Below are 12,946 nucleotides of genomic sequence, written 5' to 3' on the forward strand. Positions count from 1 at the left end.
GGTCAATTTAATAGTGTTGGTAGTACCTGCCTATCAGTAATTATACTGATTTTTGTCATGATGATTACTTAATATAACTATATCAATATATTAATTGATTGATTATAGTTAAAATTGCAGCGGTGAATAAATTGAACTATCTCCTTAGGTCTGCATTGGGTATCTCTAAAACAGAGGCCAACGGTATTATGTTACTGATCCCTGTCATGTTTATGCTCATTGCATCACCATATTTTTATCAATACGCAATGCTTGGTGAGGCAATTGCGTTGGATTATGCAGAAATGGATAAACTCACCACAGAAATGGAAGCCAGGATTAAGAAAAAGGACTCCCTTTCGTTCAAAACGTATAAACGGTATGAAACGAATAAAAGTAAGAAGTTTGAGTATCTGACTAATAAATATCCTGAAAAGAGATTTGACAATACTGAGAGAACCACAACTAAATACACCAAACCCGTAATTACTTCGTTCGATTTGAATATGGTTGATACTACTGGATTGAAGCGCGTTTATGGTATTGGGCCCGTATTGGCAAACAGAATTGTAAAGTATAGAGAGTTATTGGGTGGTTTTACATCCAAAAGTCAGCTAAGAGAGGTTTATGGGCTGCAGGACTCCGTGATATTGGCATTAGACACCTTGGCTTATATTGGCGATACGTTTAACCCTAGTCAATTGAACATTAATCAGTTAGATGAAAATACATTGAAGAAGCATCCCTACTTTTCTTGGAAAGAGGCCAATGCTATTATCAATTACAGATATCAGCATGGTGAATTTAAATCGGCCGAAGACCTTCGAAAGATTCATCTGCTGGACTCGTCTAAAATAAGCCGACTTTTGCCTTACATCACTTTTTAGTCTCAAAAGGAATTTGCATTTAATGTCCAGTTATTCTGATAATTTTTTGTTATTTGAGCTTCTGCTATGCACGAAATTTTAAAATCATATTTAAAACGTCTTACTAACCTCACGCTGAATAACCGGTCGTTATTTCTGCTGCGGCAAAACAAAGATCAGTTTATTGATTTATACGATTTTAATTTTAATATAAAAGATGGTTCATTCCAGATTATAGAATCTCTAATTTCAGGTAATCGACTGTCATTATGCCAGCAATTTGATAGCCGAGATGAAGAAACTAATGTGGCTAGTAGCCGACTGAAAAGAATTTCCAGAACGGAGAAGTTTATTTACGAAGAGCGAGGCTCCAAAGATTTATATGTAGGCTGGCCATTTGTAAAGGGTAAACTTTCAGATGGAACGCCTGTCCGTTGCCCGCTTTTGTTTTTCCCCGTTGATCTAGAGTTACAATCCTCCAAATGGCTGCTGAAACCCAGAGCGGACGAAGGACCTTCCTTTAACAAGTCTTTTTTGCTGGCTTATTCACATTATAATAATGTGCCTATCGAGGACGACTTCATTGATCGAAACCTCGAAGACTTTGACACGGACAGCACCGTATTTAGAACGTCACTCTATCAACTCTTTAAGGATAGCGATATTGAGCTGAATTTCAACCAGGATAATTTTCAAGATACGCTTCAAAAATTTGAGGAATATACCAAGTCCGATTACGAAGAAGCCTTTGGTACTGGCGAGCTGAAGTTATTTCCAGAGGCTGTGCTGGGAATTTTCCCGCAATCAGGTTCGTATTTGGTTCCTGATTATAATACACTACTATCTAACAAAACCATCCAGGATATAGAACAGTTTTTTATATCCGCTCAACCTGAAGAGAGCACTAGGAGTTATGGTTTTTTAGATAGCGTGGACGAGGAGAAAACGTTTACTCCTTTTAAAATGGATGCCCACCAGGAAAATGCCTTAAAGGCGATAAAAAAGGGTAAGTCTATTGTGGTGCAAGGCCCTCCCGGAACCGGTAAATCTCAACTGATCTGTAACCTGATATCTGACCACATTGCTACGGGTAAAAAGGTGCTGGTAGTGAGCCAAAAAAGAGCAGCCTTAGATGTTGTGTACAACCGAATGAAGGAAAAGGAAATAACTCCGTTTTTAGGGTTGGTACATGATTTTAAAAATGATAGAAAGACCATTTTTGAAAATATAGCCCGGCAGGTAGATCGTATCGATGAATACAAAATGCTGAATAACGGTCTTGACTCCATTCAGTTGGAAAGAAAGTTTTTGCAAGTAAGCCGTAGAATCGATCAGATTTCCGAAGAATTGGAGGAATTTAAGTTTGCCTTATTCGATGAGTCGGAATGTGGTGTGGCTGTGAAAGAACTTTACCTTACTTCAGATCAGGATGCCCAAACTGTTAATTTCAAGCAAGAATATACCCAGTTCAGGTTAAATGAAATAGATGATTTTATCATCAGACTAAGGGATTACACAGAATATGTTGACAAGTTTGGTCGCCCTGAATACGAATGGTCAGACAGACGATCTTTCAAAGATTATGGCGTGGCGGAACGTCAGCGTCTCAATGAAATTCTGGATGAAATACCTGCCTATCAGGACGAGATTGCTGAACGGGCATTGAATATTGTTGGCTCTAAGCTCACCTTGGAAGATTTTGAATTCATACTGAGCAAGCGCGATTATATTGTGCAGATGCTGGGTACACTTAAAGATCCAAATGCCTATGAATACTTTCAGCATCTCAATAACTATAGCGATTCAGAAACATCGGCACTTTGGCTTTCCAATATAGAGCGCGTGGTGATGGAATGCTACAAAGGCGAGGGGCCTGAAGTATCTATTCCATCCGATCAGTTGGGCAAATTCCAGGAAACACTGCACCGAAATATGGACGCCCGTAAAAACCTTTTTAGGCTGATTAAGTGGCGATTGTTTTCAAAGGATAAATACTGGATTAAAAGAGTATTGGTAGAGAATGGCTTGAAAAGGAATAAGGAAGGATTCAAAACTTTAGTTGAGCGCATTGATAACCGCTTAAACCTGGAGCATAATATTACCAAAATGAAGGAGCGTGGTTGGATTATTGGAATACCTACCAACTATGAGAAAGTACAGTTTCAAACATGGTTCCATCTGTTTAAGCTCACCATTAAAGCCAAGTTGATTTTTAATTCACTGAGAAATTTCAAGCAGTATTTTAATGTTCAGAAAATTACCTATGGCGAACTGAAGGATAAGATTGAGCAACTTTTTGAAATCATCAAAGAAACACCACAGCGCAAAGAGAAATGGTTATTGTATTTAACGGAGGGCCAGATTTTAAGTATTGAAAACAATACGGAAATGGCTGCGGTAATGAAGGAATCTTTAAAAAAGGATTTTGAGGAGCTTTGCGACTTTGACAGGGTGCAGGATGAAATGGAGCCGGGGCAAATAAAGGCTTTAGATAAGTTGATTCAGGATGCGAAAGTGACTTCTACAAAGGATTTGGAAACCGTATTCCAAAATAGCATTCGCCTAGCCTGGATAGATCATATTGAAACGAAGTACCCCATTTTAAGATCGGTTTCATCGCGCAAGTTTCATAAACTGGAAGCGGAACTACAGAATGCTGTAAAGGAAAAGCTTTCTGTCACCAATGATATGCTCCTGCTCAGGGCGCGTGAAAAAACTTATGTAAACGCAGAGCACAATCGCCTGAACAATATGGTTACGTATCGCGATTTGTACCATCAGGTGACGAAGAAAAGAAGAGTGTGGCCGCTCAGAAAACTAATATCAGAGCATAGTAATGAGTTGTTTGATCTGGTGCCATGCTGGTTAGCATCACCGGAATCTGTCTCGGCTATATTTCCGATGCGGGAAATGTTTGACCTCGTTATATTTGATGAGGCGTCTCAATGTTTTGCAGAGAAGGGCATTCCTGCGATGTATCGCGGGCGTAAGGTGCTCATTGCCGGTGATTCCAAACAGCTAAGACCTAATGACCTGTATCAGGTGCGCTTTGATGATGAATCTGAACTACCGGAGTTGGAGGTAGACTCTTTGTTGGAGCTGGCCGAAAGGTATCTGATGAACATTCAACTGAACGGCCATTACAGAAGTAGGTCGTTAGATCTCATTGATTTTTCTAACCAACATTTTTACCAGGGCAAATTAAAACTCCTACCTGATTTTGATGTGGTGAACACCACTGAGCCTGGTATTGAATACCTTAAAGTAGATGGAGTTTGGGAGAATAATACCAATGACATGGAAGCCGATAAGGTGGTGGATTTACTCTTGAAAATTGCGGGTAGTTCTAATAAGAGTAGTGTGGGGGTGGTAACATTTAATGCCAAACAACAGCAGCATATTTTAGATAAAATTGATGAGAAGTTCATAGAACAAGGCGTTTTATGGCCGGAGGGGTGGTTTGTGAAAAATATTGAAAATGTGCAGGGTGATGAAAAAGACATCATCATTTTCTCAACAGCCTACGGGCCGGACCCAAAAGGTAAGATAGTCATGCAATTTGGTAGCCTGAATGCCAGCGGTGGGGAGAATCGATTAAATGTAGCAGTAACCAGAGCACGTGAGAAAGTGATTATTGTAAGTAGTCTCATGCCACAACAACTGAAAGTGGAGGACACTAAAAACGAAGGACCGAAGCTTCTTAAAAAGTATTTAGAGTATGCTTATATGGTATCGGAAGGTAATTTCCAGCCTACCTTGCCTGCCATAAAACCACATTCCGCCAATTGGTATTTAAAAACGCAGCTAATGAGCTGGGTAAACGACCATTCAGAAAATTTCACACTAACCGAAGAACTACCTTTTACAGATATTACTGTAAAACAAGGCGATCAATACAAGGCATTACTACTGACGGATGACGATTTATACTACCAGAGTCCATCGATTAAAGATGTGCACGTATATACTCCATTTACGCTGAGTAAAAAGAACTGGCGATTTAGGGGCTTCTTTAGCAGGGAATGGTGGAGCCACCGCGAGCAGGTGGAAGAAACGATCTTACGATTTGTAGAGGGGAGCTAGTCCAAACCTCTAAATGAAGTTGTTTGCCTAATACCAAAATTACTTATAAACCTTTTTATTGGCTGTTTTTTCCTCCTTTAAGGAGCAGCCATAGCGCAAATGACATTTCTCCTACAATACTTGGGAAGGCAACTAAAGCCAAAAATACAGAGGCATAATTTTCGTAATTTGAAAGGGAGAAATGCGCAATTGTATCTGCCATGTACATAACACCGGCAATGGCCAGGAAAACTAGTATCCAACGAGGGCTATTTGCTATGTTGCTTAACAATATTAGGTGAATTCCAAAAAAGAATAATCCAATGAGCCAAATGATATTAAAGGTATCAATGTAGGCAAGAATTTCAGATTCTGTTGCTGCTTTGAGTGCAAGGGGAAGGGCAAAAATGGCTACTCCCATAATGGCGGCATGCATCATTCTGAAATAAGTGCTTAAGGTGGTTAGCGGATGATTTGTATACAATTCTTTGAGCGCCCAGGCAATTACAACATCAAATACAACGGTTATGAGAAAGGCCACTATTCCCAACCTTACCACAAAGTCATTCAGCTGTATCGTTTCAACCGGGGAGTTGATGATGGATTCGAGGGCAAAGAAATTGGCGAAAATGGCGGCAAAAAAGATGACCAAATAGCTAAGTCCGGTAATTATCGATAAGTTTCTGGGTGTTAAATTCATCTCTTTATACTAACGTAATTAGTCCAATTTCGGTCATTTATCCTTATTTTGACAAATCCTTTTTCAGAATAACTAAGTGTTTGCACTGTATTCCGTTTTCGAAAATGGGGGTTGAATAATTTTTGAGGAAAAAATCTTTCTCAATTCTATCCATCTCAAACCCTTCTTTCTGATAAAGTGCGAGTTGTCTGATACTGGAATTTCCAGTTCCTATTATGAGTTTTGAATAGCCTAAATCTCGACCTCTACTTTCGGAGTGTCTTAAAAGTGCTTTACCAATTCCTTTGCCTTGTTCCTTTGTTCTAACGGCTATATTTTTTACTTCAATATGAAATGAGTCTATTTCATTCAGAACTACAACACCCACCGTTTTTGATGCAATTTTTGCAACATAGCAAGTTCCTGTTTTTAGATATTTATCTATCTGAACCCTTGATGGATCAGCCAGTTCAAGCAAATCGAATGGAATATCAGTGGTTTGCGATAACTGCTCTATAGATAGTTTCGGTTGAAGCAATTTTATAGTTATTTTTTTTAAGCTTCGCTAATCGATACAACGACCAGCTATGATGAGTGGGGATTAGAAAGCACTAACCTCTCGTTTCGCACATAGCCACACCTTGATTTAAATTTAAAACTTGTGGCGGACTTTCCAATCCCCACGAAAATATCCTGACCGATAAACCACCATTCATTCATAGCATGTGTTATATGCCTTTTTTTAAAATTGATTTTATGTTACTTTTTAGTTGAAAAACACCAATAACAGTCAATAAAATTCCAATAATATATCCGAGGGGAGTTCCTTCAATTCTGGAGAATGTATGAATAAGTAATTTGCCCAATTTGCCTTTTGTTGTGCCTTGAGTAGGATCTATATTCGGAAACGCAGAAGATGTAAGTTCAAAAAGCAAAGAACTAGCTAAAACAAAGCATATCAACATCAAAACCAGACTTTTTAAATTTGGTTTTTTAAGGACTTGGTCATTTTCTATTACTAAAGGATTTACTTGGGATTTATCCAAGTCCACATTATTATTCTGAGTTAACTCAATTATTTTTCTTCCATTGTAATCAGAATTAGTAGGCTCATAGGTCATGACTTTTTTGAGTAGTAATAAGTCATTGGAGTATTTTGGTAAAGCTTTTAGTGGCAGTAGATGATTATGAATTAGAGGAGAGTTAAATTCAAGTTCAAAACCATTAATCCAAGCAATTTTAGCATAACCCATAGCTGGTTGTGAGACAAAATTCTGGTAGATAGAGGAGTGTTTATTTCTTGAACTATGCCAAGTGGTAGCCAATAATTGAATTGATTTGAATATCTTATCTTTATCATTCTTTATTATACCTTCAAAGAAATTCATGTCGGGAGCAAATACAGCATTTTTCTTTTTTTTGATAAAGACGTCTTTCATTGATTGAATGTTCAACGATAGGCCTTTGTGATCCTTATTCATAGATTTGATGATCGTATCTATATAAATGTGACTTTCACCTATTTTAGCAATTTCTTTAAACGTCTTTTTATTATTTGGTCCACTTTGGATAATATAATCAGCATTTGCAAATTGATTAATTAGGTCAATATTGTCGGACAGCGCTGCGTAAATTGGACTATTTAGTTTATAGCCAAAAATGTCTTTATTAAACAAACATTCTTCTAAATCAACAAATCCACAATTATTAAAGTATTGTTTTGCCATCAATTCATCATTCTCAATAAGTCCATAATACCAAGCTGATGCTTCGTAAGATTCCCATATGGATGATAAGCAATTTTTTAAAATGTAATCACTATTGGCATATCTTTTTAGGCGTTCCTGTCCTGAACTGTGAGCTTCAATTAATGTTTTCATGTGGAGCTAAAAGTAACACTTGATGGCATATAACAACCGCATAACAACACCTTTCTATTTGTAATCATTTACAAATGTTTACTATTGCTGATTAAACGACTTTATCAAAAATACTAAATAAAATTTCAATAAATAATGATAAAACTATTCCAGTTCTGCATTAATGATGGCTATTAGCTGCATTACATCTTCTCTATACTGCTTTATTTCAGCATTTTGAGAAACGATCATCCGCTCCATAAAAAACAGATCGTGGACAACTAATTCGTTATTAGCCAGGTTAACTTCTGTGATCGATTTGATGGGGATCTCTACATTAAAAAAGCGTTGAAGCATATCTCTATTCATTAAATGAGGCCCTACTTCATCCACAAATTTCCTGGATGACTGCGCCACTCTTTGTTGTGTACCGCTTTGTACACTTAAACTCACCTCATTATAATACCTGGGCAAGAGCGTTCTTAAAGAATCGTTCTGAATAAGATCAATACTGGCCGAAGACATGAGGTTTTGAAAGGCAATTTTGTTGGTGTTAAACACTTCAAAGGAGGAAAGCGTATCCATGCTTGAAGAAAACCTGACAACCATTTGTGGAGTATTCTTCATCTTGCCAAAATCATTTAACACATTATTAATGCAAGCGGTCTTACCTTTATTATAGCTAAAAACCATATCAATATTTCGAAGGTCTTCTTGCAGGTTGGTTCTAATTTCACTTAAATATTTTCTTTCCTTCTCCCTGTTCTCGTTTTCCTTATTCCAATTATCCACCTGCAAGGCAATGAGAATACCTATAACTACCAGCACAATTTCACCTAAGGCATATGCAAGATACATTCCTATGTTCTTATCGGCTGATGAGTCTTTTCGGAGAGCTCTAAAAAAATTGATCATTATTAAAGATACAAATTATTGAGAAAGCTGTTTTTCAAAGCAAACGCTATTTTCCACGCCCACATATTGGCCATAATTAGGAATTGGTGCATAGCCCTGAGATTGATAAAAAGCCACGGCATCGGGCATGCGCCTTCCTGTTTCTAGTTTACAACTTTGGTATTCACTTTCTGCAGCCCAGTTTTCCAAAGCTTTCAGAATTTTTGTGGCGTAGCCTTTACCTCTTTGCTCAGGCAACACATACATCCTTTTAATTTCAACGGTATTTGAGTCAAGCTCTTTAAAAGCACCACAACCTACCGGTTGATTATTTTCATAAATGACCACCACATGTTTCAATGCATCCACCTTGTTATACTGATGGTAGAAGCTATGTTCCTCACCATCTATTTCGGCCAAATAGGCATCTAATTGTTTTACAAGTACCTGAAAATCGCTATGTGAAGAGTCGGTTTTAAGAATTTCAATCATTGGAGGGTATTGTGTAGTTCAACCATTAAAAATGCGCTTCACCGAAAGATAACGTACTTCAGTTATTCGTGCAGGCGGTTATGCTAAATAATTTCAATCTTTAGATTGGAACAAGTGTCTATACCCATGTCTTTAAACCTACTAAAGAGGTATCACCTCGACTTTAAGATTGTCATAGTTGCAGCCATTTATTATTTAACTGCAGTTTTAGGATATTTTTTAGCCTTTGATAATTCCAGCATATTACCGGTGTGGCCACCTTCTGGTGTGGCCTTTGCCCTCTTGGTACTAATGGGTAGAAAATGTTGGCCCGGAATTACAATTGGCGCCCTCATTGCCAATGTGATGGCATTTTGGAATTTACCCGACTTACCTGCCCAGACAATTATTTCAATTTCCAGCTTTATAGCAATAGGTAATACGTTAGAAGCTGTGCTAGGATACTATTTGATCAACAATTGGATAAAAACCCCATTTCCATTTAATCATACACAAAATGCTTTTCGTTTCTTATTTGTAGCTGTGTTGATAGCTGGGTTAGGATCGGTGGTTTCCGCATCGAGCTTATTATTGAATGGAGTTATTGGTATTGAGGAATTTTCCATTACCTGGTTATCTCTGGGAGTTGGTAAAACCGTAGCCATTTTAATTTTTACACCTTTTATTCTTTCTGTGTTTCAGAAATTTAAGTGGAAAGCATCTCGGGAGAAATGGTTGGAGCTTGTTGTTGCCATCATTGGCGGTGCTGGATTATACATGCTCTTACAAGTGCCGGACATGGCTATTAATAGAGCTTTGCCATTTATTGTAATTCCGTTTTTATTGTGGCTTGCATTTCGGTTTCCTCTTACCGTTTCAATGACGGCCGTAGTGGTAGTTTCTATTCTCGCCATTTACTTTTCGTCATTACAGTTAGGGCCTTTTATTTTGGGCGATAGTTACAGTTCTATGCTCTTGCTACAAATTTTTGTTGGTGTAGTAAGTGTGATTACGATTGTTCTATCAGCAACAGTAAAAGAACGTGCCGAGGCTCAGGAGAAGCTATTAAAGTTTAATGAGAACCTGGAAGAAATGGTGAAGATTAGAACAAAAGCATTGAATAGCCAGATAGATACCAGAAGAAAGGCCGAGGAGAAATTGCAGAATACGAATGATGAACTGGTCAAGCGGAATGTGGAGCTTGACAATTTTGTCTATAGTGTATCACACGATTTAAGGGCTCCAATTGCCTCCATGTTGGGCATCGTTAATCTTGCCAAGAAGGAAGATGATATTGTGATGAAGGACATGTACTTCGATATGATTAATGGCAGTGCTGAGCAGCTGGATAATTTTATAAAAGAAATTTTAGATCAATCGCAGAACGCCCGGTCGGAAGTAAAAAATGATGTGGTAGACTTTAATCAGATCATAGAAGAAACCTTTGATCATTTTAAATATGCTTCCGCTGATGGAAAACCTGTAAAAAAGAATATTACCATTAAGGGTGATCGAACATTTACATCGGATCCTTGGCGTATAAAGGTGATACTGAACAACCTGATTTCTAATGCCATCCGATACAGAAATGGGAAATCGCCTGTGGTGGATGTAACGGTTAAAGTAGAAAATGAGCTGGCCAAAATTGAGGTGAAAGATAATGGCAGAGGCATACCTGCCGAGCATCTGGATAAAGTATGCAATATGTTTTACAGAGCTACTGATGATGGAGCGGGCTCCGGCTTAGGATTGTATATTGTAAAAGAAACGGTAGACAAACTAGGCGGAGAATTGAAAGTTAATTCTGAAGTAGGAAAAGGAACAACGATAAATGTGAGTATACCGAAGTGTCACTTTGTAAAAAAAATAGCGAAAGAAGAGAAAGAAAATGTAGCACTCAGTTGAATAGCACATTCTCTACAAATGCCTAAATCTACTAACTAAAGTGGGTTGATTGACCTACTTTTACCCACCCCTTTGTCCCCTCCTGAGAGGGGAATTGTGCTCGACTGATATTTCGGAGGTGGAAAAGCATCATTATAAATTCCCCTCCTGGGAGGGGTTAGGGGTGGGTATTACGTTGTTATTTATCCAATGATAGAGTTCATTCATTACCCAATTTAAGTTTTTTTTAATATCTAAATCATCGAATCGGATGAACTTTACACCAAGTGCTTCTAGTTTATTTTGCCTCTCAGTATCCCTTTGGGGTGCATCATCATAGGTATGACTAGCACCATCGACCTCAATAGCTAACAGATGTTCCTTGCAATAGAAGTCCACAATATAATTATCGATCGGAATTTGTCTGCTGAATTTTACACCAAGTTGTTTGTTTTTAATTTCTTGCCAAAGAAGCACTTCACTGAGAGTCATATTCCTTCTGAGCCTTTTTGCCAGAGGTACTAATTGGGGATTATATGGAATGATTTTGTTTTTCATTTTACCCACCCCTTAATCCCCTCCCGAGAGGGGAATTGTACACGTCTGATATTTCGGATAATGACGAGCATTAAATTATTTCTTCATGGATCAATTCTAATATTTCTACAATACGTTTCCTCAAAGTCTCCGATTGTAAGTTGGCTATTTTATTCCAAGTTGCACAGTCTGCCAAATAATCCGGAAAGTCCTCAATCAGGAGAAGGGGTTTAAAATCAACAGGGTTTTGAGATTCGTTTAGTTGAAAATCTATTTGGTTATCCTTATCCAGAAGAACTATTCGAACATCTTCCAACTCCCAAAACTTATTAAGAATAGACCTTAATGAAGTATATTTAACTAGAAATGGAGTGTATTGCTCAGTCAATATCTTTCTCCAACTTTGTTCATCCTCCTTGACCTGCACAACGTCTGATGTCCATGATGAAAGTCGCTCTTTTAGTTGGCTATTGCTTAGTAAATTTAATTTTCCGGCACTAATCAGATCATTAATGATAGGGTCAAAGGTAGGGGCATTTACAGTTGTTGCAAGCAACGATGGCATGCTATCTATCTTGATGATGGAAGGGTTGTCGCAATAGGATAGAAGCTTTATCGAGGCATTGATCATATTATTACGCACCAATATTTTTTCATCTAATTGGTCTAAGTTACTCTTGAATTCTCTGGAAAGTTGCTCAAGAAGTTCTCTCTCGGCCATTCTATCCTGTCTATCTTTGTTCCAATCATCGATACTTACTGCAATTAAAATACCTAGAACTACCAAGGCAATTTCTCCTATGGCATAGATCAGATAGGTAGTTACTTTGTTGTCGCTCATAAGCTTTCGTCTAATATTTCGGAGTAGGAAGAGCATAATTATAAATTTCCCTCCCTAGAGTGGAATTGTGCACGTTTGATATTTCGGATAATGACGAGCATTAAATTATTTCTTCATGGATCAATTCTAATATTTCTACAATACGTTTCCTCAAAGTCTCCGATTGTAAGTTGGCTATTTTATTCCAAGTTGCACAGTCTGCCAAATAATCCGGAAAGTCCTCAATCAGGAGAAGGGGTTTAAAATCAACAGGGTTTTGAGATTCGTTTAGTTGAAAATCTATTTGGTTATCCTTATCCAGAAGAACTATTCGAATATCTTCCAACTCCCAATACTTATTAAGAATAGACCTTAATGAAGTATATTTAACTAGAAATGGAGTGTATTGCTCAGTCAATATCTTTCTCCAACTTTGTTCATCCTCCTTGACCTGCACAACGTCAGATGTCCATGATGAAAGTCGCTCTTTTAGTTGACTATTGCTTAGTAAATTTAATTTTCCGGCACTAATCAGATCATTAATGATAGGGTCAAAGGTAGGGGCATTTACAGTTGTTGCAAGCAACGATGGCATGCTATCTATCTTGACGATGGAAGGGTTGTCGCAATAGGATAGAAGCTTTATCGAGGCATTGATCATATTATTACGTACCAATATTTTTTCATCTAATTGGTCTAAGTTACTTTTGAATTCTCTGGAAAGTTGCTCAAGAAGTTCTCTCTCGGCCATTCTATCCTGTCTATCTTTGTTCCAATCATCGATACTTACTGCAATTAAAATACCTAGAACTACCAAGGCAATTTCTCCTATGGCATAGATCAGATAGGTAGTAATTTTATTATTACTCATAAGCTTTCGTCTAATATTTCGGAA

General features: G+C 37.7%; 11 protein-coding genes. 3 read left to right on the forward strand and 8 right to left on the reverse strand.

Annotated elements, in window-relative coordinates; all coding sequences use genetic code 11:
• Nucleotides 1-98: 98 nt before the first annotated feature.
• Entirely contained in the window at nt 99-866 is a 768-nt protein-coding gene (locus tag JR347_RS07135) for a ComEA family DNA-binding protein (protein ID WP_205723360.1), read from the forward strand.
• Nucleotides 867-932: 66 nt separating this feature from the next.
• Complete coding sequence (locus tag JR347_RS07140; protein WP_205723361.1) at nt 933-4,928, forward strand: AAA domain-containing protein; 3,996 nt, start codon at nt 933-935, stop codon at nt 4,926-4,928.
• Nucleotides 4,929-4,983: 55 nt separating this feature from the next.
• Here the strand turns inward: JR347_RS07140 and JR347_RS07145 are convergent, their stop codons facing one another.
• From JR347_RS07145 to JR347_RS07165, 5 genes are all read right to left on the reverse strand, one after another.
• The gene (locus JR347_RS07145; protein WP_205723362.1) at nt 4,984-5,607 is read right to left on the reverse strand and encodes a DUF4386 domain-containing protein; all 624 of its coding nucleotides are present in this window, start codon (nt 5,605-5,607) and stop codon (nt 4,984-4,986) included.
• A gap of 43 nt (nt 5,608-5,650) precedes the next feature.
• The gene (locus JR347_RS07150) at nt 5,651-6,124 is read right to left on the reverse strand and encodes a GNAT family N-acetyltransferase (protein ID WP_205723363.1); all 474 of its coding nucleotides are present in this window, start codon (nt 6,122-6,124) and stop codon (nt 5,651-5,653) included.
• Between the two features lie 190 nt (nt 6,125-6,314).
• Nucleotides 6,315-7,466: an immunity 49 family protein gene (locus JR347_RS07155; protein ID WP_205723364.1), complete on the reverse strand. Its 1,152-nt coding sequence runs from the start codon at nt 7,464-7,466 to the stop codon at nt 6,315-6,317.
• A gap of 144 nt (nt 7,467-7,610) precedes the next feature.
• On the reverse strand, nt 7,611-8,360 hold the full coding sequence (locus JR347_RS07160; RefSeq protein WP_205723365.1) for a DUF6090 family protein: 750 nt from the start codon (nt 8,358-8,360) through the stop codon (nt 7,611-7,613).
• 15 nt (nt 8,361-8,375) lie between these two features.
• Nucleotides 8,376-8,831: a GNAT family N-acetyltransferase gene (locus JR347_RS07165; protein ID WP_205723366.1), complete on the reverse strand. Its 456-nt coding sequence runs from the start codon at nt 8,829-8,831 to the stop codon at nt 8,376-8,378.
• A 126-nt stretch (nt 8,832-8,957) separates the two neighbouring features.
• Between JR347_RS07165 and JR347_RS07170 the strand changes: the two genes are divergently transcribed.
• Entirely contained in the window at nt 8,958-10,715 is a 1,758-nt protein-coding gene (locus JR347_RS07170) for an MASE1 domain-containing protein (RefSeq protein WP_205723367.1), read from the forward strand.
• A 132-nt stretch (nt 10,716-10,847) separates the two neighbouring features.
• Here JR347_RS07170 and JR347_RS07175 read toward each other — a convergent pair whose 3' ends face one another.
• From JR347_RS07175 to JR347_RS07185, 3 genes are all read right to left on the reverse strand, one after another.
• Nucleotides 10,848-11,252 (reverse strand): endonuclease domain-containing protein, encoded by a 405-nt coding sequence (locus JR347_RS07175; protein WP_205723368.1) that lies wholly within the window; start codon nt 11,250-11,252, stop codon nt 10,848-10,850.
• Nucleotides 11,253-11,322: 70 nt separating this feature from the next.
• Nucleotides 11,323-12,072, reverse strand: coding sequence for a DUF6090 family protein (locus tag JR347_RS07180; protein ID WP_205723369.1), 750 nt, complete (start codon nt 12,070-12,072; stop codon nt 11,323-11,325).
• A gap of 100 nt (nt 12,073-12,172) precedes the next feature.
• Complete coding sequence (locus tag JR347_RS07185) at nt 12,173-12,922, reverse strand: DUF6090 family protein (protein ID WP_205723370.1); 750 nt, start codon at nt 12,920-12,922, stop codon at nt 12,173-12,175.
• Between the last annotated feature and the right edge of the window lie 24 nt (nt 12,923-12,946).

This window comes from Fulvivirga lutea, assembly GCF_017068455.1.
GTDB lineage: Bacteria > Bacteroidota > Bacteroidia > Cytophagales > Cyclobacteriaceae > Fulvivirga > Fulvivirga lutea.

What these genes read in the sequence shown, in the direction of transcription:
- JR347_RS07140 (WP_205723361.1), top strand. Translation starts at nt 933, where the DNA reads ATGCACGAAATTTTAAAATCATATTTAAAACGTCTTACTAACCTCACG.
- JR347_RS07145 (WP_205723362.1), bottom strand. Translation starts at nt 5,607, where the DNA reads ATGAATTTAACACCCAGAAACTTATCGATAATTACCGGACTTAGCTAT.
- JR347_RS07155 (WP_205723364.1), bottom strand. Translation starts at nt 7,466, where the DNA reads ATGAAAACATTAATTGAAGCTCACAGTTCAGGACAGGAACGCCTAAAA.
- JR347_RS07160 (WP_205723365.1), bottom strand. Translation starts at nt 8,360, where the DNA reads ATGATCAATTTTTTTAGAGCTCTCCGAAAAGACTCATCAGCCGATAAG.
- JR347_RS07165 (WP_205723366.1), bottom strand. Translation starts at nt 8,831, where the DNA reads ATGATTGAAATTCTTAAAACCGACTCTTCACATAGCGATTTTCAGGTA.
- JR347_RS07170 (WP_205723367.1), top strand. Translation starts at nt 8,958, where the DNA reads ATGTCTTTAAACCTACTAAAGAGGTATCACCTCGACTTTAAGATTGTC.
- JR347_RS07175 (WP_205723368.1), bottom strand. Translation starts at nt 11,252, where the DNA reads ATGAAAAACAAAATCATTCCATATAATCCCCAATTAGTACCTCTGGCA.
- JR347_RS07180 (WP_205723369.1), bottom strand. Translation starts at nt 12,072, where the DNA reads ATGAGCGACAACAAAGTAACTACCTATCTGATCTATGCCATAGGAGAA.
- JR347_RS07185 (WP_205723370.1), bottom strand. Translation starts at nt 12,922, where the DNA reads ATGAGTAATAATAAAATTACTACCTATCTGATCTATGCCATAGGAGAA.